Source organism: Photorhabdus sp. RM323S (assembly GCF_042879375.1).
Lineage (GTDB): Bacteria > Pseudomonadota > Gammaproteobacteria > Enterobacterales > Enterobacteriaceae > Photorhabdus > Photorhabdus tasmaniensis.
On sequence record NZ_JBHFKZ010000018.1, the window covers coordinates 57,756 to 81,924 of the forward strand.

The window sequence follows — 24,169 nt, forward strand, 5'->3', positions numbered from 1 at the left end:
TTTTTGTTCATTACAAGTCTGATATCACCCACTTTTGGCATTATGCCAATATACTTATGATTCATGTGACATAATTCACAAAGAACATAAAAAAATAACCATATTGTTTTCATGATAATATGTTTAATATAAGTTATAAGTAATCAATAATAATTATATGAAAAGATTAGTCCTCATTAAATTTTTGGTCATTAATTATGTTACTAAAGAAAATACTTTTAATTATATCAATTGAATAATAGCCATTTAACTCTGAGAAATTCAGGCGTTGTTGAAATTGGCTAGTAAAAACAACAATATTGAATATTCCACCGTCTGAAAACACAGTGGGAAGTGATTCTTTTTCCATGTCATAACAATATCTTATAATAATGAAATAATTTCTTGCTGGATATTACAGGAGGTATTTTTAATTTCAGAGAAAACATTTAATAATATTTCCATGATATAGTTATCAATAATAATTACTTAAGATTTAATTTAATTGAAAAATAATATCATTAATTTATCATAACTAAATAAAACAATTAATTCAAACACACAAAATGATTTAATAAAGGACAATATTATGTTACATAAAATAGACAAAGCGCCATATTTTATTAAATTCTATAAATTCCACCTACAAGATCTCGTTTTCTCTTATAATATGAACACAGAGTGGCATCACCATCCTTGTATACAATTAAGTGTATCACCACATAATTCACTCATGAGGATTGACACTGAAAATGAATCGAAACAAGCACATGGATTCATTATTTCTTCTAATATTAAACATAAATTACATTCAGAAGGACAACTCTGTTTTAATTTACTGATAGATCCAGCCAATCCTCTATGCCATCTATTATCACATCAGATGATGGGTTCAGATATAATATATTTAAGTCAAGAATCATCCGATTTGATAGCAAATTATTTTATTAATTGTTTACAATCAGAAACTGCTCCAGATATTTTTATCCTAAATAACCTATTAGGTAAAATAGAAGACTGTCATTGTTATCAGGATAAACGAATCATGAAAGCAGCCTCTCTTATCACTGAATTACCCGTTAAATGTATATCTTCCCGTGAAATATCAGATCAGCTCTATTTATCTGAAAGTCGGTTCTTACATCTATTTCGGGAAAAAATGGGGACTAATTTCCGCAGTTATCTATTATGGAAACGCCTACATCATGCTATTAACCAGATACATTTATCGGACTCACTGACTTTATTAGCTTGTAATAGCGGATTTTCCGACAGTGCACATTTCAGTCGTACCTGCATGATGCTATATGGGTTAAGGCCTTCTGAATTAAAAAATGCCAGTATGAATAAAACACAACAAGCACAAAGAAAACAATCAAATTTATCATCAGTGTTAGCAGATTTAAATTTTCCAAAGCAGAATATCTGACTCACGAATAAATAGTATTTTTGATAAATTATCCAAAACAAATAAATTCTATTTATATTTGTCATTATCAAATCCAATATGTTAGCAATTCTGTATCATTCTATTCCTAATATTATGCAATTTTAGTAATGATACAGAATTCAGGATAACACCATAGCAATACCATCCAATAATTCATGAATTCACAACAAATAAAACATACAGAGTGAAATATCACTACTCTGTATTAATTATTCATTTTAATGATACATGCTCTTTTAGATAATTTTCTACCCATTTAGCTACTCGACTTGTATCTTTATAAGCACCTAACATAAGTTCAGAACCACGGCTACTCAACCATTTCCGCCCGACGATAAATAACCCAGGATAAGGTGTTTTCCCACCTTCTTCATGCCCATTTTTACAAACGAATCCGTTGGCATCCGCAGCACCGGGAAGAGTTAACCACACCGTATTGTCTTTATACCCCAAACACCAGATAACAGTATCGACCTCATATTGATTACCAGACAAATCACATAACTTATTATCTTTTATATCAACTAATCTATTCGCTATTTTTATACCAAAAGCGGCTAATCGGTGGTTTTTCAGCTCTCCACAAGGAATGGGATTACGCCGCCGCATGATTTTCCCTACCAGACTGTAATAATTGGCAAACAACAGACCGCTTTTACTTAACCACCAAAAGATATCTTTACCCATTATTCTATTAGGTAAGAGAGGACGGGAAGAACCACAAAATAACGTCACCTTCGCCGTCGCCGCTAAATCTTTGGCAATCTGGCGACCACTGGCACCATCTCCAACAATAGCGACTCTGCTGCCTGCTTTAATTTGTTTAGGTTCCTGATATTGATCCGCCCCAATTTGTTGTATATCAGTAGACAGTTGCTCAGAAAGTCCCGGAATATCAGCTAATTGATTAGCACCTGTTGCATTAACCAGACAAAGTGCATTAAATATTTTCCCATCTTTTGTTTTAACGCTATAGCCACTTTTATCATGTTTCACTTCAACCACTTCAGTTTGAGTATATATCGTTAGGTTATGGTGTGAAGCATAACGCTCAAGGTAATCAGCAACTTCATTCTTATCTGGATAGCCATCTTCAATTCCAGGAAACGGCAAGCCATGAAGCTGAGTCATACCACGTGAAGTGAATAACAACATATTATCAGGGCGTCTGCGCCACACATCACCAATACGCGCCTCTCGCTCTAATATGCAAACATTAATATTCTTAGCCGCGAGAATAGCAGCTAAACTTAATCCGGCTTGACCGGCCCCCACAATTAAGCAATCCATTTTCATCATGCGTACTCGTTTTTAATTCAGCATTTATCTATATTTTATTTTTATCACTATCTCAATCTTAGGACAATGAAAAAATCTATAAAAAAACACTCAATAGATCAAAAAACAACGAACTTCACAAAAATATAAAACACAATTAAAGAAATCACTTGAATTAACTGGTCATATTCGTATTGAAGTGGTCATTTTGAATAAATCAGCTATTTTTATCATAATTTTAACAATATTGACAAATCCATATAATGATCGGAACAATAATATAGCCAATTTATTCAATAAAATGTAATTATTAATCACTATCCTTTTTTCCTACGTAATTTATGCTTTATTGCTATAACTTATAATAAACAAAAATGAGTTTATCGACTCTTTACCCGTACCGGAGATGAAAAAATGGAAAATATCAAAAATATATATGATGGTATAAAATCCCGTGGAGGCAATCCGCTGAAATGGTTAATGGCAGATGTCGACTTTCTCTATAAGCTGTCCAAAGAAGAGCAACAAGAGTTAAAAACCTGCCTACTTAAGGATGCGTTTCATTTTCATTATCACAATAACCCTTACTATAGAGACATTTGTGAGAAACAAGGTATCAAGCCAGAAAATATCCAGAGTTATAATGACTTAGTCCTCATCCCACTGATACCTGTTGCAACTTATAAATCAGCCGAAAGTCATCGTTTATTAAGCAAACCACTCTCTGAAATCGAACATGAAATGCGTTCAACCGGTACGAGTGGAATTCCCAGCGTTTATCGCCGTTGCCACGATACAATGGACCACACAGTACTGGCTGTTTATTCTAATTATCGCAGCATGTTCAAATTATCTGGTGGTGCAGGCCTATGCTTATGCCCTTCAACAGAAGATATTCCAGAAATGGCGCTGGTCAAGATCTTTAATTTCCTGACAGGTTTGTTAGATACCCGACGCTATATGATTAATCAGGATCGTTTTTCCCCAGAAGACTCACTGAATCAATTAATCCAATGGAAAGGCAAATTCACCCGGCATTTAATTGGCCCTCCATTCATGATCCATCGTTTTATTACTTTCTTAAAAGAGAATAACACCAAACTCACTTTAGATCGCGATAGCATGGTAATTACGATGGGAGGATGGAAACGTTTTTCCGGAGATATGATCTCCCGCAACGAATTAAATGCAGATATCGAAGAATGGATGGGAATTCCAGTATCCCGAACTCGTGATATGTATGGTCTGGTTGAAGCAAACGTTCTCGCCATAGAAGATGAATATAACCATAAACATGTTCCTCCTTATATTCATTTCTCCGTCCGTGATCCTAATGATTTATCACGCGAACTACCTGATGGTGAAACAGGGCAATTGGTGATCCTGGATCCACTTTCTGTTTCCACCCCAGGTATGTTACTGACAGAAGATTTGGTCTACTTGCGTACCGACCCTAACAAATCTTGGCGTAATTCTCAGCGAATTCAGTTTGTTATGCGTACTGCTGCTGCTAAAGAGTTTGGTTGCTGTGCAGTCAACCTTGAGAGAAAAATGTCAGACGATGAAACTACACCCGCTGTATAAATAGCAAGGTGGAATTATGTTTAACAACATCATTATTGACAACTTTTGCAATCCTGACTGCCAAGGGACGTTATCCAGCCCCTCAATTAAACTGGCGTTAGGCAATCCTGTCTGTGGTGACAAGGTTGATATCGACTTGACACTGGATAGACAAGGGCGGGTAAATAATGCCTGTTTCCGCGCATGGGGATGCACAGCATCCCTGGCAATGTCGAACCAGTTTTGTCGCCACGTTAAAGGTAAGACTCTCGAAGAATTGAACGCATTATCATCTGAGGGTATTAATGCGTTATTAGGCGAGTTAGAACCCGCCCAACAGCACTGCCTTGGTATGCTGCATAAGCTATTTGAGCAGCTAAAGGGAAAAATATGACCAGCCTATACTTCGACTACAACGCCACGACACCGCTCAGTGTTAAAGCCCAGTTGGCGATTAAAGATGCTTTGTCTGTTTTTGCTAATCCGTCCAGCCACTACAGTTTAAGCAACATGGCTAAAAACTTGCTCGCTGACGCCAGAAGCTCTATAGCGTCATTAATGGGCACGGTACCAGAACAAGTCCTGTTTACATCAGGAGGAACCGAAAGTAATAACCAAGCAGTATCCAGTCTGTTAGCCACGCTTCCCGGTTCGGATCTGTCTGCACATCATGTTATTAGCTCTTCTATTGAGCATCCGTCTGTCCTGGCACCGTTACTCTGGTACCAGCAACGCGGGCTGCAACTGACGCTGATCGATCCTGATAATCAAGGGCGGATAAGTGTACAAAGCATCCGGGAAAACCTGCGGCCACAAACCCGCCTGATCACATTGATGGCGATTAACAACGAAACCGGTGTAATACAGCCCTATGAAGCTGTCGCCTCTTTAGCAAAAGAGGCCGGTATCTATTTACACATAGATGCAGTACAGGCTATTGGTAAACTTCCTTTTAGCTGTGACACGCTTTCTGGCATAACGACGGTCTCTTTCTCCGGCCATAAGTTTAATGGCCCTAAAGGTATTGGTGGGCTCTATCATGCGCCAGGTATTCAATTAAACCCCTTGCTGCACGGTGGCGGCCAAGAACAAGGAATACGCAGCGGCACTGAAAACACTCTAGGCCTTGCAGGACTAGCGGCGGCAGCTAAAGAATCACTGAATGGATTGCAAGAACATTTCAATACTTGCAAAACGCTCAGAGAAACCTTGCTATCTCTGCTGGAACAGCACCATGTTAACTACTTGATTAATGGCAATATAAATCCAGAATTTCAGGCTCCGTGGACACTGAATTTAAGTTTCCCTGGGGTCCGTGCTGAATCATTAGCCAGCAGACTGGATTTATGTCACGGAGTCTCTTTATCTTTAGGATCAGCCTGTAGCAATAACAAATCAACACAACGTTCTCATGTTCTGGCGGCAATGGGGCTACCTAATGATCGTATCGATAGCGCAGTACGTATCAGCTTTGGGTATACCACCAGCCAAAATGATATTGAGATGCTGGCTAGCGCGATCAAACAAGAAACTGATAACTTGCTGAAAATTTCAGGGAAACTTTTAAACACTCAGGAATAACAGCAAAACTGTATTTAAAAGACGGTGTAGCAGAAATAACTTATTTATTAATCATGAATACCGATATTACTGCATTTAAGCTCCGCCAACATTTTTTAGCTTTTAAGGGGATATTAATATGAAACTATTCGAATTACTGCAATCTCAAATTACTGAATTAACTGATATCGAACCAGAGGATATTACTCTTGACACCCTGCTTGATGATATTCACCTAGTCAGTCTGGATTTTGTCTCTATTCAGGTTGCTTTAAAAAGAGAAATGGGTATTCAGCTAAATTTCGATAAGTTCCAGCGAAATGAAACAACGACAATCGGTGATTTTGTCAATTATGTCCGTGAATTAACAAAATAATCATTATTAATGTATTTGGATGTTAGCTGTCTATGACATATCACAGCATGGCTAACATTCATTTTTGTGATGCTTTTATCTACCAACCCCATTATTTGGTTGTATTAAAAAATAAAGCATGTCACCAGGAACTGACCTTTGGAGATAATGTTTCATGAATTTTCAAACTGGCTACCACCGCGTTGTTATCACAGGCTATGGCTCTATCTGTTCTCTTGGGCAAAATACCCAAGAAATTTGGGATGCAATCCTAAACTATCGTGTAGGCTACAAAAAGGAAGTTCACCCAGATACTTCTGTCGTAGCAAAATTCTTCGGCAACATCCCTTTTCCTCCTGATGTATCACAGTTTTCCAAAAAGCTGCTAAAGAACCTGCCCAAATTCAGCAAACTTGGGCTAATTGCTGCCGATGAAGCCATCAAAATGGCATTTGGTCACGATAAAGCCGCTCTTGATGAAAGCTATTCCCCTTTTGAACGAGGTGTCATTTTTGGTACTGGCTGGGGAGGAGAAGATGCAACCGTTGAAAACAGCAATTCCTACGCTGACCAAGGTATTGCCTCACCCATGACAAATATTATGTCTATGCACAGCGTAGGTACGGCGGCTATTTCAATGAACTGGAATCTACGGGGATATCAGAATACCCCGGTGGCAGCTTGTGCTACAGGCAGTATGGCAATAGGTGATGCTTTTGAACTTATCCGTAGCGGACGCACTAAAATGATGCTGGCAGGGGGCGGTGAAAGTATCAGAGATCCCTTCATCGTCTGGAGCATTGATATCCTTGGCGCACTGAGCAAAGAGCAGGAATCTGTCGAAAAAGCTTGCTGTCCGTTCAGCAAAGATCGCAGTGGCTTTGTGATGTCAGAAGGTGCAGCAATATTATGTCTTGAAGATTATGACAGTGCTGTTGGCAGAGGAGCCAAAATACTGGCGGAAGTCGTCGGTTATGGCAATTACTCTGACGCATCAGATATGACAGCACCGGCACCCGATTGCCAAGGGCGGGTTATGGCAATTCAGGCGGCACTGGAACAAGCCAAACTCTCCGCGTCAGATATTCACTATATCAATGCCCACGGCACATCAACCCCGTTAAACGACATTAACGAAACCGATGTCTTAAAAATGAGCCTGGGAGAACACGCCTACCGTATTCCGACTTCCAGTACAAAATCCTACACAGGCCATCTTATTGCCGGAGCAGGCGCAATTGAGTCCATTTTCTGTATTAAAGCAATGGAAACCGCAACTATTCCCGCGACTATGTACTTGAATAATCCGGATCCACTCTGCGATCTGGATTACGTCCCCAACACCCACCGAACTAACCAAGTTATTGATACTACCTTAAATGTTAACTATGGATTCGGTGGCACAAACTGTGCACTTATTTTCAGGAAAGCCAGCAGATGAACGTTCAATTCAGTAAAAAAGATCTCAGTCAATGGGCTAAATTCTCTGGAGATTATAACCCCATCCATTTTGATGAAAAAATCGCAAAAGAAGTCGGATTAGGCGGTATTGCCGTACACGGTATGCTGGCAATGATCCCTCTCAAAAGCGGATACGATTACCTGTCACAACCAAACGAGGGTATGGGCAGACAGTGGCACGTTAATTTGCGAAATCCCGTGCCTCTGGATGCCTGTTATTGTGTCAAAACTAAGCACACTGACCTGAGTGGGAAAACGACCTTTAACCTGCAAGATGAAACAACCAGCCTGAAACCTTTGGTTGGTCATTATAGTCGTTTCGATTTTTCGAAAAAAACCGGCTTTCCTGAAAAACCACAGTGTCAAGTTCCTATACAAGAGACAATAAAAAAATCCATTGAATTCAAAAGCACTTTCCCCGAAGTCAATGAGTTCTGGATTTTTCTTGATGCCCTGATTTTTTATCTTTTCATGCAGCAAAGTGCAAAAACGGCACTAGCAACGGAATTTAAAACCTATTTCGGCAAACAGGGACATGATGAAACATGTCTCAAAGACCTTATCGTGTTGCATGTTATGCATACAGTGAGTTTTTCTCCAACCCTGCTCAATCGCCAAATCCCGCATGAAATGCCCAGCATCGAATATACGATCCTACCTAAGGATACATTCGACGTTGATGGCTCGTTATACGGTACGTTGGAAATCCCGATCTGGCTGAATGGAGAGGTCTCTTTAGTTGTTGAAATGAGTCTGATGGGAACCACAAAAAGAAAGCAGGTTGCCAACTAAGGTTTGATGAATTGTGTACTGACAAACGGATGGCACAAAAATTTAGAGGAATAACTTAATGAATATCAGCACACCTTGGGTTTTTGTTTCTGGAGGATCACGTGGCATTGGCAAAGGCATAGTAAAAATGCTGGCTACACAAAACTACCATGTGGTTTTTACCTACAAATCAAGCATAGATGAAGCTCAAACACTTTGTCAGGAAATTAAGCAGCAAGGTCACAGTTGTGAAGGCCATCAATGTGATGTCTCAAACGCGAAAGAAGTCTCAACCCTGTCGGCAGAACTTATCTCACGGTATGGCTCTCCCTATGCAATCATTAACAACGCCGGAATTACACAAGATGCGTTGCTGATAAATATGAAAGAAGAAGAGTGGCACAACGTGATTTCCACCAATCTTTCTTCTGTTTATTTAGTCAATCATGCTTTTCTCCCTGAAATGATTATGGCTGGAGCAGGCTGTATTATCCACATGAGCTCGGTTACCGCATTTAAAGCTAACTCAGGGCAAGTTAACTACGCAGCAACCAAAGCCGCAATGATCGGCATTACCCGCTCATTAGCTGTTGAAGTTGGCCGATTTAATGTTCGGGTCAATACCGTTGCACCAGGCTTGATTGACACTGAAATGCTGAGTCATATTCCAGCACCACATAGGAAAAAACTGTTATCTAACATTCCATTGGGTCGCTTGGGTTCAGTGGAAGATATTGCTATGACCATCAATTTCCTCCTCAGCCCTGGAGGACGCTACATTACCGGGCAAACATTCGTCATTGATGGCGGAATGACAGCCTGACCAGTTAAGCAGAATATCAATGGGTTCGTATCCATATCCTGTGGTTATTTGTACCCAGATAAATGTCTGGGTACTGACAAAAAATGCCGTTAATCATTGCCAGATAGCCAATCGAGTCGCTCTGATAAATATTAATAACGATAATAAATAATTTTAATACTAATAATACTTGTGGCATTAAGTGCTAAATATTACCCATTTTCTTTTTATCAAGACGAGAAGATCTTGACCTTGTAGTCAACTCCAAGGTGTTTAATCAAGCATAAACACATTAATAGTCTAATTTATTTTTGATCACAGTTATGGGAGAGGAACATGGCCGAAGAAATAGAATCAGTCCCAGTACAATCACCTCCGCTTAATGAGAAAAAATCAAAGCGAAAGCTAGCATTAATCCTCGCAACTCTCTTATTTGTTTTTGCCGGATTAGGTTACTTTGCCTACTGGTTTGTTGCATTACGCTATCATCAGGCTACTGATGATGCCTACGTTGTCGGTAATCAGGTGCAAGTGATGGCCCAAATCACCGGTAGCGTAACGTCTATCCATGCCGATAATACCTATTTCGTTCAGCAAGGAGACATTCTGCTACGTTTAGACTCTGTTGATGCAGAACATGCTTTTGAACGGGCGAAAAATATATTGGCTAATAGTGTCAGACAAACTCACCAAACCATCATCGATAATGAAAAGCTACTGGCTAATATTGAACTAAAACAAACTGCGCTACAGCAGGCCAGAGATGATTTAAAACGACGTGAACATCTGGGACTCACCGGTGCTATTGCCAAAGAAAATCTGATTCATTCCCGTAATAGTGTTCAAATGGCAAAGTCTGAGCTGAATGTCGCCCAACAACAATATTATGCTAACAAAGCGTTAGTTATAGACACCCCATTGGAAAAACAGCCAGCGATTAAACTCGCCGCTTCCCAACTCCGTGATGCATGGTTAACCCTACAGCGCACCCAAATTGTCGCGCCGGTGACTGGCTACGTTTCACGCCGCAGTGTTCAGGTCGGCTCACAAATAAAAAGCGGCGCCCCGCTGATGGTTATCGTACCGGCAGATCAACTCTGGGTCGAAGCTAACTTCAAAGAGGTTCAACTCGCCAATGTGCGTATTGGTCAGCCGGTAACTCTAATTAGCGACTTCTATGGCAATGATGTCATTTATCAAGGCCGAATCGTTGGTCTTGATATGGGGACCGGCAGTGCATTTTCTTTACTGCCGGCACAAAACGCCACCGGTAACTGGATCAAAGTGGTTCAACGTTTGCCTGTCCGTGTTGAACTGGCAGCACAACAACTTATTGATCATCCTTTACGAATTGGTTTATCCATGCACGCCACTGTCGATACCAGAAATCAAGATGGTTTGGTCCTTTCTGATACCCCCCGTAAAGGCACTGTTTATGAAACAAACTCCTTGTCTTACAACACCGGAGAAATTGATCGGCTAATTAACGAAATCATTCAAGCTAACAACAGTAAAGATGAGTGAGGTTAACATGCTAAAAGAGCCATTATCAGGAGCCAAACTTGGCTGGCTAACCCTGGCTTTAGCATTAGCCGCTTTTTTACAAATATTGGATCTGACCATTGCTAACGTTGCAATATCAACAATTGCCGGAGACCTGGGTTCATCAGTATCGCAAGGTACCTGGGTAATTACTTCATTTGCTGTTGCTAACGCGATTTCTATCCCATTAACAGGCTGGTTAGCTAAACGATTTGGGGAAGTCCGGATTTTCTTAATATCAATGCTATTGTTTGTCATAACCTCTTGGTTGTGCGGTATCTCCAATAGCTTGGAAATGTTGATCATTTCCCGCATTCTGCAAGGCATCTCAGCCGGGCCAATCATGCCTCTTTCGCAAAGCTTGTTACTCAACAACTATCCTCCGCTAAAACGCAATATGGCACTGGCATTATGGTCAATGACTATCGTTGTTGCTCCGGTTTGTGGTCCAATACTCGGCGGTTGGATCAGTGACAGTTATCATTGGGGGTGGATATTTCTAATCAACGTCCCGGTAGGCTTTACCGTCATTGCTATCACTTGGATGCTATTAAAAGATCGAGAAACTGAAACAAAGGTCAGGCCAATTGATGCTGTAGGGATTATTTTATTAGTTACGGGCGTCGGTTGTTTTCAGTTATTGCTTGATCGAGGAAAGGAACTTGACTGGTTCAACTCAACAGAAATTATTGCATTAGCGATTATCGCGGCTATTGCCGTGACTTTCCTGATTATCTGGGAACTGACCGACGATGATCCGATCATTGATTTATCACTCTTTAAATCACGTAATTTTACTATTGGTACTTTATGTATCAGTTTGGCCTTTTTACTTCACATCGGCACTCTGGTTCTGCAACCTCAGTTATTACAAATGGTCTTTGGTTATACTGCTACCTGGGCAGGGTTGGTTATGGCCCCATTAGGGATGGTTCCCATAATACTTGCTCCACTCATTGGCCGCTTCGGTTCAAAAATCGATATGCGTTATTTGGTTATGTTCAGCTTTATCGTTTTTGCTCTGTGCTTTTTTTGGCGAGCTTATACCTTTGAGCTATCAATGGACTTTGCCACTGCAGCCTGGCCACAATTTATTCAGGGTTTTGCTATTGCTTGTTTAATTATGCCGCTAACAGCCATTATATTATCCGACGTTGAATCGGATAAAATCGCCTCTGCGGGTAGTCTGTTCAACTTTTTACGCACTCTGGCAACATCCGTGGGTACCTCAATTACAACGACCATGTGGTCCCGCCGTGAAGCTGTCCACCACGTTCAGTTAACTGAATCGATAACCCCCCATAACCCTATTGCCCAGCAAGCCTATCAGAAAATGGAACAATTAGGGATGTCACAAGCTCAAGCCAGTAGCTCTCTGGCACGTGAAGTCACTAATCAGGGATTGATTATCGCCGCCAACGAGATTTATTGGCTATTTGGGTTTATTTTTCTGATTTTGCTGTTCTTTATCTGGCTGGCAAAACCCACGGTTGGCGCAAAGAAATAACGTGATGATAAATAAAACAAAATAAACTGGATGACTACCTCATCAGCACTAATAACCATAGTCAAAGAATCTAGGCTATTTCCAGTTAAACCTCAGAGAATACAAAACTTTGTCAAAATAGCACCTTTCAAGGCGCTATTTTGTTGTTCTACGAAACATGTTTTTTCATCGTCAAAATGCTTATCATCATCCCGCTGTTTCAGATGCCTGGCCCATCAAAAAGAATCTAAACGCGGGCGTATCCGTCTCATCGTGATACCCATAGCCCAACGCATCAAGGTGACGCTTAAAACGCACTTCTGTTCCTGACAATTCAAATGCCACTAACACCCGACCATAATCTGTACCATGATTGCGGTAATGAAATAATGTAATATTCCAGTAAGTTCCCAATGTTTGCAGAAACTTCAGCAAGGCCCCCGGCGATTCAGGGAATTCAAAACTATACAAGCGTTCACTCAATGGCTTCGATGGGCGACCACCAATCATATAGCGGACATGTAATTTCGCCATTTCATCATCTGAAAGATCGGCAACCTGATATTCTGCGGTCCGTAATTCCTCGATGATTTCCCGTCTCTCCACCTCACCACGACTCAATCGGACACCAACGAAAAGACAAGCTTGTTCAGGATCCGCATCCGTATAGCGGTAATTAAACTCGGTTACCGCCCGATCGCCCAATTTCTGACAAAAACGCAGAAAACTCCCCTTTTGTTCAGGAATAGTCACGGCCAACAGTGCTTCCCGTTGCTCCCCCAATTCACAGCGCTCAGAAACATAACGTAACCCGTGGAAATTGACGTTAGCACCGGAAAGAATGTGGGCCAGCCGCTCACCTTTGATCTGATGCTGCTGAACATATTTTTTCAATCCAGCCAGTGCCAATGCTCCGGATGGTTCAGCAATCGCACGCACATCTTCAAACAGATCTTTTACCGCAGCACAAATGGCATCACTGTCCACCGTGATAACATCATCCACATATTGCTGACATAAACGAAAAGTTTCATCACCGATACGTTTAACAGCAACACCTTCGGCAAATAGGCCAACTCTTGGTAAATCTACCGGATGCCCGGCTGCCATTGCGGCTTTCAGGCAAGCAGAATCTTCCGCTTCCACCCCAATAATTTTAATTTCTGGCATCAGTTGCTTAATCAACACAGCAACTCCGGCAACCAAACCGCCACCACCAACAGGCACAAAGATTCGATCCAGATGCACATCTTGTTGCAGTAGCTCCATTGCCAGTGTCGCCTGACCGGCGATAACATCGGGATGGTCAAACGGCGGAACAAAGGTATAACCTTCCTGCTGTGCCATTTCTATTGCTTTAGCTTTAGCCTCATCAAAATTGGCACCATATAGCAGAACTTCTCCACCAAAACTACGGACTGCATCAACCTTAATATCCGCAGTGGTGACCGGCATAACAATTAGAGCGTTAATTCCCAAACGATTGGCAGAAAGTGCAACACCCTGAGCATGGTTACCGGCAGAGGCGGTAACCACTCCCCGGTTTTTTTGCTCCTCAGTCAAACCAGAAATCATGGTATAAGCACCACGGAGCTTGAAACTGTGAACAGGCTGCCGGTCTTCCCGTTTTACCAAAATAGTATTTCCCAAACGGGTAGAAATTTTCTTCATTTCCTGTAAGGGTGTCACCTGAGCAACTTCATAGACAGGCGCGCTTAACGCCGCTTTCAGGTACTCTGCACCATTTGGTGCAGAAGTTAAGGGAAGAAATGCAACCATGCAATTATCCCCCTAGCTTAGATTTATCACGGACAGCCCCTTTATCCGCACTGGTCGCCAATGAAGCATAAGCTCTCAGGGCAAAAGAGACCTGACGTTCGCGAGATTTCGGCGTCCATGCGTTATCTCCACGGGCAAGTTCCACTGTTTTACGGGCAGCAAGTGTCTTTTCATCCACATCAAGTTGAATTTTCCGCAGTGGAATATCAATATCAATAATATCGCCATCTTGCACCAAACCGATCAAGCCACCATTGGCAGCTTCTGGCGAAACGTGGCCGATCGATAAACCAGATGTACCACCGGAGAAACGGCCATCGGTAATCAATGCACAGCTTTTGCCCAATCCCATAGATTTCAGATACGTCGTCGGATACAGCATCTCCTGCATTCCTGGCCCACCTTTTGGTCCTTCGTAACGAATGACGACCACATCACCAGCAACGACTCTTCCACCCAGGATCGCATCAACCGCATCTTCCTGACTTTCATAAACTTTAGCTGGCCCACGGAACGTCAAACTGTTCTCATCAACACCTGCGGTTTTTACAATACAGCCATCTATAGCCAAATTGCCAAACAAAACCGCGAGGCCGCCATCCTGACTGTATGCATGTTTGAGGTCACGGATACAACCTTCTACACGGTCAATATCCAAAGAAGGCCAACGGCAATCCTGTGAAAATGCCTGAGTAGTACGGATACCCGCGGGGCCTGCTGAATACATTTTCTTTACCGATTCATCTACCGTCAACATCACATCATATTGATCAAGCGTTTGTAGCAAATCCAGCCCCAAAACATTTTTAACCTGACGATTTAACAAACCGGCTCTATCCAGCTCACCTAAAATGCCCATCACACCACCAGCACGATGGACATCTTCCATATGGTATTTTTGTGTGCTTGGAGCAACTTTACACAAATGAGGAATCTGACGAGACAGACGGTCAATATCCGCCATAGTGAAATCGACCTCCCCTTCCTGTGCCGCAGCCAGTAAGTGAAGTACAGTATTTGTTGAACCGCCCATGGCAATATCCAGCATCATCGCATTTTCAAATGCAGCTTTCGTTGCGATATTACGCGGCAGAGCGCTATCATCATCTTGCTCATAGTAGCGCTTAGTCAGCGCAACAATACGTTTGCCCGCGTTCAGAAATAGCACCTTACGATCCGCATGAGTCGCCAGTAACGAACCGTTCCCGGGCTGAGACAGACCCAGAGCTTCGGTCAAGCAATTCATCGAGTTAGCAGTAAACATCCCCGAACAGGAACCACAGGTTGGGCAAGCTGAACGCTCAATCTGATGACTATCTTCATCACTGACATGAGGGTTTGCACCTTGAATCATGGCATCGATCAAATCCAATTTGATAATCTGATCCGACAATTTTGTTTTACCGGCTTCCATGGGACCACCGGAAACAAAAATCACAGGGATATTCAAGCGCAGGGCGGCCATCAACATACCTGGTGTGATTTTGTCACAGTTAGAAATACACACCATGGCATCAGCACAGTGAGCATTCACCATATATTCGACAGAATCAGCGATCAATTCGCGTGATGGCAGAGAATAGAGCATTCCACCATGCCCCATTGCGATACCATCATCCACCGCTATTGTATTGAACTCTTTTGCAACACCACCTGATGCTTCAATCTGCTCGGCAACCAATTTACCTAAGTCCCGCAAATGAACATGCCCCGGAACAAATTGAGTAAATGAGTTAACTACCGCAATAATTGGTTTACCAAAATCTGCATCGGTCATCCCTGTCGCACGCCATAAAGCGCGGGCCCCAGCCATATTGCGGCCATGAGTCGTGGTGGCAGAACGGTACTTAGGCATTATTCTTCACTCCCGTGTTATCAAAACAGGCGGGGAACGAACCGCCCGTTAAATTATTTATAGTTTTATTAAGGATTTACTGGATCTAACCAGCCCCATTTATCTTCTGTTGTACCATCAAACAATCCAAAGAATGCTTGCTGAATCTTCTTGGTAATTGGTCCACATTTACCAAGACCAACCTGAATATCATCAACACTGCGAACAGGTGTGATTTCAGCCGCTGTACCAGACATAAAAACTTCATCCGCCAGATACAGAGATTCGCGCGACAAGACCTGTTCACGAACTTCCAGCCCCAAATCTTTCGCTAGTTTGATAATGGCATCACGGGTAATACCTGGCAGGGTAGATGAAGTCAATGATGGCGTGAACAATACACCATCTTTTACTTCAAACAGATTTTCACCCGCGCCTTCAGAGATATAACCATAAACATCCAGAGCAATACCTTCCTGATATCCATGACGACGGGCCTCACTACCAACCAAAAGAGAAGACAGGTAGTTACCACCCGCTTTGGCAGCCGTTGGTATTGTATTTGGTGCCGCACGGTTCCATGAGGAAACCATAGCATCAATTCCTTGATCCAGTGCATCTTCTCCCAAATAAGCTCCCCATGGAAAAGCGGCAATAATGACATCAGTTTTATAACCGGCCGGTGGATTAACCCCCATTCCAACATCCCCAATAAAGACCAGTGGACGTATATAAGCACTGACTAAATTATTTTTACGAAGAGTTGCCCGGCACGCTCCCATCAATTCATCAACACTCTGACTCACTGGCATACGGTAAATCTTTGCAGAATCATGTAAACGCTGCATATGCTCACGATGGCGGAAAACGACTGGCCCTTTATAAGAGTCATAGCAGCGAACTCCCTCAAAAACCGACGTACCGTAATGTAAAGCATGTGACATTACGTGAACTTTAGCATCTGCCCAAGGAACCATCTCGCCATTGAACCAAATGTAATCGGATTGCTTCGTCATTCTCTTATTCCTTTATTTCTACGTTATGCACGTATTAATTGTGATTTCGGTTGCAGAATCTTGACACCAGCGACATCCACTAATTTAGTTAATTGTGAAGACAACAAATTAACAGGTCTTTGGCTGGCAACAATTAATTCGATATTAACATTATAGCCATCCATTGTTTGATCCATATTCATCGAACATATCTCAAATCCACGATGGCGTGTTACTCGTAAAATACGTTCTAATATTTCAGGGCAGGAACGAGCCTGGATTGCAAGTTGATGCTGCATCATAATGATTTCTCCAACATAGTTTCATTGCTTGCACCGGGAGGAACCAACGGCCAAACGTTTTCTAATTCCTCAATGGATACCTGTAATAAATACGGTCCATTACTGTTGAATAACGCATCCAAAGCTTCATCAATCTGTGATTTATCAGTGATATGCTGCCCAGGAATATCAAAAGCTTTCGCTAATGCGACAAAATCAGGGTTATCCGTTAAGGTTGTTTCGCTATATCGTTTATCAAAAAACAGTTCCTGCCATTGCCGCACCATTCCCAACCGCTGGTTATCCAACAGTAAAATTTTTACTGGTAACTGCTTGCGTTTAATTGTCCCCAATTCCTGAACATTCATCATGAAAGAACCATCACCGGATACACAGATCACCATATCCTCTGGTCGGGCAATTTGAGCACCAATCGCAGCAGGGATACCAAATCCCATCGATCCCAGCCCACTGGATGTAATGAAATTTTCAGGCCCATCAAAAGTCATATGTTGAGCTGTCCACATCTGATGCTGTCCAACATCGGTGGTAACAACCGTGTTTAATGTTTTACGATCCGAAACCTGCTTCAATAACAAAGGTGCATAGATAGCCTCACCCTGATGGTCGTAGCACCAAGGATATTCAGCTTTCAGGCGCTCAACTTCCCGCTGCCAAGGCATAATTGATAATGGTTGCTGTAAACGAGGCAACAACGCTTTTAAATCCCCCAGCAATGACACATGAGCCTGACGTAATTTCCCCAGCTCTGCCGGATCGATATCCAGATGAATAACTTTTGCATTCGGCGCAAAGGTATTGAGTTTGCCAGTCACTCGATCATCAAAACGGGCACCTGCGGCAATCAGCAAATCACATGACTGCACAGCAAAATTTGCAGCTTTCGTGCCATGCATCCCAAGCATTCCCAGATAACATGGATGTTCAGTATCAGCAGCACCCAAACCTTTTAACGTGGAAACAACCGGCATACCTGTTTCCGCAACAAAATTACGTAGAACAGAAACTGACTGAGACATACCGACTCCACCACCAACATACAGCATGGGCTTTACCGCAGCCGCAATCATCTTCCGGGCTTGTTCTAATTCATTTTCAGTGCAGGGTATCTCTTGCTCAACAGGAACCAGATGTGGGGCTAAATTCCCCTCTTTCAGCTGAATATCTTTAGGAATATCAACCAGAACAGGGCCCGGTCGACCACTGGTTGCAATAGAAAAGGCTTCAGCCATAATTTGAGGCAAATTTTCCAGGGAGTCCACTAAGAAGCTGTGTTTGGTGCAAGCAAGGGAGAGACCTAAAACATCGACTTCCTGAAAGGCATCAGTTCCAATCAATTCAGAACTCACCTGACCAGTGATAGCGACAACAGGAATAGAATCTAACAACGCATCAGCCAACCCAGTGATCAAGTTTGTTGCCCCCGGCCCAGATGTGGCAATACAGACTCCCGGCTTGCCACTGGCTCTCGCATAACCAATTGCAGCCATAACAGCGCCCTGTTCATGCCGACAAAGTAAGTGCTCCACACCACCATCGTACAAAGCATCGTAAACCGGCATGATTGCACCACCAGGGTAGCCGAAAACCTTATCAATACCCTGCGTTCGTAATGCTTTTACCACCCACTGCGCCCCATTCATTTTTCATATCCCCTGTGTTTACCCTGTGAAACAAAATTTTGTTCTGTTGTATGTTTTTGTCTCTGACTGATTTTTGCTTGCCGAAAAAAAACCCCCGCGCCTTTCGGTGCGGGGGTCTTCGAGAGATTTGGCTATTCGTCTAAGCCTTTCTTCGTCCAAGTGCAGCCCCGCACGGTGGGATAATAATCACCACCACGCTGACGATAACTAGGCTAATCACTTGGACGAATATGTTCATAATCTTGGCCGTTTTAACTCGTTTGTTTAATCTATATTTAAGAGTTATCACGTTCTTCATATCTTGACAACTTTTATTTTGTTTTATGCCTCGACATGAAAAAATATTGTTTGTTTTCAATAGAATACTTGTTTTTTAGATTATATTTCCATATATGGATTAAATTTAAGTGATAATATCCAGATTATTATATAAAAACAACACATCACATTAATAAATAACAAATAAAACAAATCATTCAACAAAAGCCAAGTGAATATCTTACTATTAATCACCCAAGTGACAAAAAAACCCAACTAAAAAAATAAAGCATAAATATATAAAACACTAATTTAACTTACTGCGAAATATATGAACATTCAAATTTAAAAAAATTAAATAATAGAAAATCAACATTAAAACACCTAAAATAATAAATAAATCATAACAACAACAATAGAAAAATAAATTTCTCAATTAGACCCAAAAATATAAAAAAACACCAATCAATTAAAATAAAAATCACTTAATTGAAATTTAAGAAAATAACTCTTTGAGTAACATGAAAAAATATTTATTAGAGCTGTCTCGCAAAAAAATAATAGGGCACTATTTATTATCTCATTTCAGTCCATCATATGCGCTTTCTTACTAAGGAGAATAGGATGGCCCTCGCTGTTATTTATACCAGAGCGACGATAGGTATTCATGCCCCTATCGTTACTGTTGAAGCGCATATTAGTAATGGCTTACCTGGATTAACTCTGGTTGGTCTGCCTGAAACAGCCGTAAAAGAAGCAAGAGATCGTGTCAGAAGCGCGTTGATCAACAGCGGATTCACCTATCCACCTAAAAGAATCACAGTTAATCTTGCACCAGCAGATCTTCCCAAAGAAGGTGGTCGTTATGATTTACCGATTGCTATCGCTATTCTGGCAGCTTCAGAACAAATACCTGCCGATAAACTGAACCGTTATGAGTTTCTTGGTGAACTCGCGCTATCCGGGGGCCTACGGAGAGTTAATGGCGCAATTCCAGCTGCACTAAGCGCGGGAGACGCAGGCAGGCAACTTATTCTATCGACAGAAAACGGAACAGAGTTAGCAATATTATCTCAGGATGCAACGTTAATGGCAGAACACCTCTTGCATATCTGTCACTTTCTTCAAGGAGAAAAACAACTGCTGACAACAACAATCCGGCATGAATTTTCAACAGAACAATCACAACCGGATCTTCAGGACATTATTGGCCAGGAACAAGCAAAACGCACATTGGAAATCGCAGCAGCAGGCGGACATAATCTTTTACTACTTGGCCCTCCAGGGACAGGAAAAACGATGCTGGCAAGCCGCCTATGCAGTTTATTACCGCCATTAACAAACAAAGAAGCTCTTGAGGTTGCCGCTATCAATAGCCTGGTAGATACATACCTTCCACCAGAACAATGGCATACACGCCCATTCAGAGCGCCTCATCACAGTTCTTCAATGGCAGCGCTGGTTGGCGGTGGTGGACTTCCTAAACCCGGTGAAATATCACTTGCTCACAACGGTGTGCTGTTTCTAGATGAACTTCCTGAATTTGAACGCAGAGTCCTTGATGCCCTCAGAGAACCACTGGAATCAGGGGAAATAATTATATCCAGAGCCAGAGCAAAAGTTTGTTTTCCTGCTCAGGTTCAATTAATAGCAGCAATGAATCCCAGCCCTACAGGCCATCATCAAGGAATTCATAATCGAAGTAATCCTCAGCAAATACTTCGATATCTGGCAAAACTTTCCGGGCCTTTTTTAGATCGCTTTGATCTCTCAATTGAAGTTCCTCTGTTACCCGTTGGAACATTGAGTAGCCCAGTTAGATCAAGCGAAAGCAGCAAAGATGTAAAATTAAGAGTACTGACAGCGCGAGAAATACAATTGAAACGCTGTGGAAAAATTAATGCTCATCTGAATAGTAAAGAGACAGAAACATTTTGTAGGCTCAAACCTAACGACGCCGTATTTCTGGAAGAAACACTAACAAAGTTAGGGCTTTCCATCCGGGCATGGCATCGAATTCTGCGGGCATCCCGAACACTCGCCGACTTAGAAGGAAAAAAAGAGATAGAAAAACCACATATTATGGAAGCCTTAAGCTACCGTAGTATGGACAGACTATTAATACAGTTACAAAAGCAATCAGGTTAAAAATGAAAAAAGGGGCAAAGCCCCTGTACTCATAACTTGTGATGATATTAATCATCAGTATCGGTATAGTCGTCAGAAGAATCAACCTGAGGCTTACCACCTGACAGGGTATGAAAACGTTTTGGACGACTAATCCTTGCCAAATATTTGGTCCATACTTTTTCTTCCATCGTCACAGGCTGACGTTCACCCCGGCAAACAGCAACAAACAGTTTTTCTATTTCTGTTTGAGGCTCACGTTTACCGAGATCTAACTCATTGAACGCATGCCCATGATGCTCTAGCAATTGCGCCTCTTTAATGGTGAAATCGCCATGGCGGGAAAACCCGCGAGGATAATGTTTGTTATCAAAAAAACGATTAGTCGTGATGAAGCTTTCGGCCATCTGACACACTCCTAATTCTATTACTGTTACTATCATGCTAATTATGGCGCGGAGTATTAGATAGGCCTGGCGTTCTGTAAAACAAAACATTTAAATCTTAACGATAAAAAATATTGGAGAAACATGTGGACACTGAATTACTGAAAACCTTTCTGGAGGTCAGTAAAACTCGTCACTTTGGTCGGGCAGCAGAATCACTATACCTGACACAGTCAGCAGTCAGCTTTCGCATACGCCAATTAGAAAACCAATTAGGTGCTAATCTTTTCACGCGTCATCGCAATAACATCCGTCTTACAGCCGCTGGTGAACGCCTTGTGCCGTATGCAGAATCACTGATGAATACCTGGCAGTTGGCTAAAAAAGAGATAACACATGCATCTCAACATACTGAATTGACAATTGGCGCCACCGCATCATTATGGGAAGCATATTTAACTTCTTGGCTACAGGATTTCTATAAAAGACATCAGGAACTAAGATTAGAATCTCGGGTTTCTACACGGCAATCCCTTGTTAAACAACTTCATTCGCGTGAATTAGATCTACTAATAACGACTGAACCCCCTAAAATGGATGAATTCCAAAGCTTGTTATTAGGGAATATTTGCCTGAAATTATTAACGACAGAAGAAAATCTGAAATGCCAAGTTGAAAACTACATCAAATTAGAATGGGGAGCTGATTTCCATCACCAAGAACAACGGATTTTAAAAAGTGAACAATTGCCCATAATCACAACCACTTCAGCACATATAGCTCGCCAACTGCTCAATTGTGTCAAAGGAGCCGCCTTCCTACCAATACACTGGCAAAACGAATATTCAGAACTTATCTCTTACCCAAATACTGAACTAATCAAACGCCCATTATACGCTATATGGTTACAGAACAACGATCAACAAGCATTGATTCAGCAGCTATTAAAAATACCTGTCATCAATACTTCTACAAGAGATTAAGAGACATTTTATGCAACTCATTCAATTAGTGGATCTATGTTCTGCAAGATTTCCAGATAGAAATGTTACACGGAAACAGAAACGCAAATAGTAAGAGAGAACGAAGTTTTAGATCACGCAGGAGGCGGGATTACTTTCGCCATCCTTCCACATACCCCCCTGTTTGCCAAATAATCTTCACTTACTACGCACGGTTTAAAGCTGTGACTTGAATCAGAGAACCCAGAACCACAATAAAGAAGGGTAAGATGATTTTTAATAACTGACTAAACGAACCTACCCTCATCGTCTGGATACTCAATGTTCTTACCTTACCATTCAGCTTAGGTAACTTTTATTTTAAACTTTAAACTGAACTTCATTTAATAAGAAAACTGTCACGACTAGAGTATTCATTAAGACTTAATTGACGCAAATTCTTTAAACATAATTAACTCAGAGAAATTTTACCGCAAAGTCGATAATTTTTATCAGCAATTTTTACACTAATAGCGTCAGTAATAAATTGAGAATAGATTCAGATGCATCAACCGCCTAACTTCTCTCTCATAAACAAGATCTCGAAATATTATCTCTTTCACCGCTTTTTATAGTTAACTATCCCTCTATTTATCACTATGCAAGACCTATTTATAAATGAAATATGTAATAATTCACTCTGATAATAAATATCCGCAAATGGATAAAGGGGGAATTTTATTACTATGGAAGCGGATAATACTGAAAAAATATTATCTAATTGAAACGATGTTTATTACATTAAGAAATATTCCTTATATAGAATACTTAAAACATCGTAGCCCGATCAGTTTCTTATTATCTGAATATACATGTCGCTAAATTAATTCATGAAAGAGATGTTTGAACACTAAATCTCAAAGACAATAAAAAAATATGCTGTTATAGCTTATTCTTAGATACGAATCCAACATTCAAGTCAAAATTAAGATAATAAACTAGCAACACCCTTTAATTGATCAGTCAAGAGATGCTATCTCTGTATGTAAAAGAGGCAATAAAAATATTAAGTTTAAATAGTTTTTTGTTCGTTAAATCAATATATTGTGTCTAGCTAATATTTCCCTTGCCAGATACCCAGAAGACTTTTTCCTCTCAGTCACCCCTTAATTATCACGGTCGAAAAATAACATCTGCCAAGGGGATATGTATTTATTATGCACAGTACAGATAAGAAAAAACCCAGCTAAATAGCTGGGTTATCAATATTGCGACTTACCTTAGTTATTACTTAGTTTGTAACTGGCAGGGGCGGAGAGACTCGAACTCCCAACACCCGGTTTTGGAGACCGGTGCTCTACCAATTGAACTACGCCCCTAAATAAGGTGGCGGTGCGGACGGGGCTCGAACCCGCGACCCCCGGCGTGACAGGCCGGTATTCTAACCAACTGAACTACCGCACCACCGAATTTCTTGTCTTCTATGTTGTTACCACAACATAAAACTTTAATACCTGTTAAGGCAGTTTACGAACGGCCTTTCTGCCGTTCGCCCTTCGGACCGCCCGCCGCTTTCCGCAGCGTTCAAAATCACTCTCAGCGATTTTGTCCGACTTCCTACCCACAACACTCTGCATCATTCTTCATCACACAAAGC

General features: G+C 41.4%; 20 protein-coding genes and 2 tRNA genes. 12 read left to right on the forward strand and 10 right to left on the reverse strand.

Going from position 1 to position 24,169, the window contains the following annotated elements:
• Positions 1-568 precede the first annotated feature (568 nt).
• The gene (locus ACGF7G_RS10300; protein ID WP_387465212.1) at positions 569-1,408 is read left to right on the forward strand and encodes a helix-turn-helix domain-containing protein; all 840 of its coding nucleotides are present in this window, start codon (positions 569-571) and stop codon (positions 1,406-1,408) included.
• A gap of 234 nt (positions 1,409-1,642) precedes the next feature.
• On the opposite strand, the gene ACGF7G_RS10305 is transcribed toward ACGF7G_RS10300, so the two are convergent.
• Positions 1,643-2,728, reverse strand: a complete 1,086-nt coding sequence (locus ACGF7G_RS10305; protein WP_387465214.1) for a flavin-containing monooxygenase — start codon at positions 2,726-2,728, stop codon at positions 1,643-1,645.
• A gap of 393 nt (positions 2,729-3,121) precedes the next feature.
• Here ACGF7G_RS10305 and ACGF7G_RS10310 point away from each other — a divergent pair, with 393 nt between their 5' ends.
• From ACGF7G_RS10310 to ACGF7G_RS10350, 9 genes are all read left to right on the forward strand, one after another.
• Positions 3,122-4,291: a LuxE family acyl-protein synthetase gene (locus tag ACGF7G_RS10310; RefSeq protein ID WP_387465216.1), complete on the forward strand. Its 1,170-nt coding sequence runs from the start codon at positions 3,122-3,124 to the stop codon at positions 4,289-4,291.
• A gap of 16 nt (positions 4,292-4,307) precedes the next feature.
• The gene (locus tag ACGF7G_RS10315; protein ID WP_387465217.1) at positions 4,308-4,664 is read left to right on the forward strand and encodes an iron-sulfur cluster assembly scaffold protein; all 357 of its coding nucleotides are present in this window, start codon (positions 4,308-4,310) and stop codon (positions 4,662-4,664) included.
• A complete protein-coding gene (locus ACGF7G_RS10320; protein ID WP_387465219.1) occupies positions 4,661-5,851 on the forward strand; it encodes a cysteine desulfurase family protein in 1,191 nt (396 codons plus the stop codon). Before ACGF7G_RS10315 ends, ACGF7G_RS10320 begins: the two co-directional genes overlap by 4 nt.
• Positions 5,852-5,969: 118 nt before the next feature.
• Positions 5,970-6,206: an acyl carrier protein gene (locus tag ACGF7G_RS10325; protein ID WP_021322826.1), complete on the forward strand. Its 237-nt coding sequence runs from the start codon at positions 5,970-5,972 to the stop codon at positions 6,204-6,206.
• Between the two features lie 154 nt (positions 6,207-6,360).
• Positions 6,361-7,626 (forward strand): beta-ketoacyl-[acyl-carrier-protein] synthase family protein, encoded by a 1,266-nt coding sequence (locus ACGF7G_RS10330; RefSeq protein ID WP_387465221.1) that lies wholly within the window; start codon positions 6,361-6,363, stop codon positions 7,624-7,626.
• Complete coding sequence (locus ACGF7G_RS10335; protein WP_133813934.1) at positions 7,623-8,438, forward strand: MaoC/PaaZ C-terminal domain-containing protein; 816 nt, start codon at positions 7,623-7,625, stop codon at positions 8,436-8,438. The genes ACGF7G_RS10330 and ACGF7G_RS10335 overlap by 4 nt, the downstream gene beginning before the upstream one ends.
• Before the next feature lie 58 nt (positions 8,439-8,496).
• The gene (fabG, locus tag ACGF7G_RS10340; protein WP_387465223.1) at positions 8,497-9,240 is read left to right on the forward strand and encodes a 3-oxoacyl-ACP reductase FabG; all 744 of its coding nucleotides are present in this window, start codon (positions 8,497-8,499) and stop codon (positions 9,238-9,240) included.
• 315 nt (positions 9,241-9,555) lie between these two features.
• Complete coding sequence (gene emrA, locus ACGF7G_RS10345) at positions 9,556-10,743, forward strand: multidrug efflux MFS transporter periplasmic adaptor subunit EmrA (protein ID WP_387465225.1); 1,188 nt, start codon at positions 9,556-9,558, stop codon at positions 10,741-10,743.
• Between the two features lie 7 nt (positions 10,744-10,750).
• A complete protein-coding gene (locus ACGF7G_RS10350) occupies positions 10,751-12,268 on the forward strand; it encodes a DHA2 family efflux MFS transporter permease subunit (protein WP_387465251.1) in 1,518 nt (505 codons plus the stop codon).
• 186 nt (positions 12,269-12,454) lie between these two features.
• Here ACGF7G_RS10350 and ilvA read toward each other — a convergent pair whose 3' ends face one another.
• The 6 genes from ilvA to ilvL form a co-directional block, all read right to left on the reverse strand.
• A complete protein-coding gene (gene ilvA / locus ACGF7G_RS10355; RefSeq protein WP_387465227.1) occupies positions 12,455-14,026 on the reverse strand; it encodes a threonine ammonia-lyase, biosynthetic in 1,572 nt (523 codons plus the stop codon).
• A gap of 4 nt (positions 14,027-14,030) precedes the next feature.
• A complete protein-coding gene (gene ilvD / locus ACGF7G_RS10360) occupies positions 14,031-15,881 on the reverse strand; it encodes a dihydroxy-acid dehydratase (protein WP_387465229.1) in 1,851 nt (616 codons plus the stop codon).
• A gap of 68 nt (positions 15,882-15,949) precedes the next feature.
• Complete coding sequence (locus ACGF7G_RS10365) at positions 15,950-16,876, reverse strand: branched-chain amino acid transaminase (RefSeq protein WP_387465232.1); 927 nt, start codon at positions 16,874-16,876, stop codon at positions 15,950-15,952.
• Between the two features lie 23 nt (positions 16,877-16,899).
• Positions 16,900-17,157: an acetolactate synthase 2 small subunit gene (ilvM, locus tag ACGF7G_RS10370; RefSeq protein WP_133813940.1), complete on the reverse strand. Its 258-nt coding sequence runs from the start codon at positions 17,155-17,157 to the stop codon at positions 16,900-16,902.
• Complete coding sequence (ilvG, locus tag ACGF7G_RS10375; protein ID WP_387465235.1) at positions 17,154-18,800, reverse strand: acetolactate synthase 2 catalytic subunit; 1,647 nt, start codon at positions 18,798-18,800, stop codon at positions 17,154-17,156. The genes ilvM and ilvG overlap by 4 nt, the downstream gene beginning before the upstream one ends.
• A gap of 139 nt (positions 18,801-18,939) precedes the next feature.
• Entirely contained in the window at positions 18,940-19,038 is a 99-nt protein-coding gene (gene ilvL / locus ACGF7G_RS10380) for an ilv operon leader peptide (RefSeq protein ID WP_036844375.1), read from the reverse strand.
• A 644-nt stretch (positions 19,039-19,682) separates the two neighbouring features.
• Between ilvL and ACGF7G_RS10385 the strand changes: the two genes are divergently transcribed.
• A complete protein-coding gene (locus ACGF7G_RS10385) occupies positions 19,683-21,206 on the forward strand; it encodes a YifB family Mg chelatase-like AAA ATPase (RefSeq protein WP_387465238.1) in 1,524 nt (507 codons plus the stop codon).
• 47 nt (positions 21,207-21,253) lie between these two features.
• Here ACGF7G_RS10385 and ACGF7G_RS10390 read toward each other — a convergent pair whose 3' ends face one another.
• Complete coding sequence (locus ACGF7G_RS10390; protein WP_387465241.1) at positions 21,254-21,592, reverse strand: DUF413 domain-containing protein; 339 nt, start codon at positions 21,590-21,592, stop codon at positions 21,254-21,256.
• A gap of 125 nt (positions 21,593-21,717) precedes the next feature.
• On the opposite strand from ACGF7G_RS10390, the gene hdfR reads away from it, so the two are divergent.
• Entirely contained in the window at positions 21,718-22,554 is an 837-nt protein-coding gene (gene hdfR / locus ACGF7G_RS10395; RefSeq protein ID WP_387465244.1) for an HTH-type transcriptional regulator HdfR, read from the forward strand.
• A gap of 1,261 nt (positions 22,555-23,815) precedes the next feature.
• Here the strand turns inward: hdfR and ACGF7G_RS10400 are convergent.
• Together ACGF7G_RS10400 and ACGF7G_RS10405 are read right to left on the reverse strand one after the other, a co-directional pair.
• Positions 23,816-23,891 (reverse strand) — tRNA-Trp (locus ACGF7G_RS10400).
• Positions 23,892-23,899: 8 nt separating this feature from the next.
• Positions 23,900-23,976: transfer RNA gene (locus ACGF7G_RS10405), tRNA-Asp, on the reverse strand.
• Positions 23,977-24,169 lie beyond the last annotated feature (193 nt).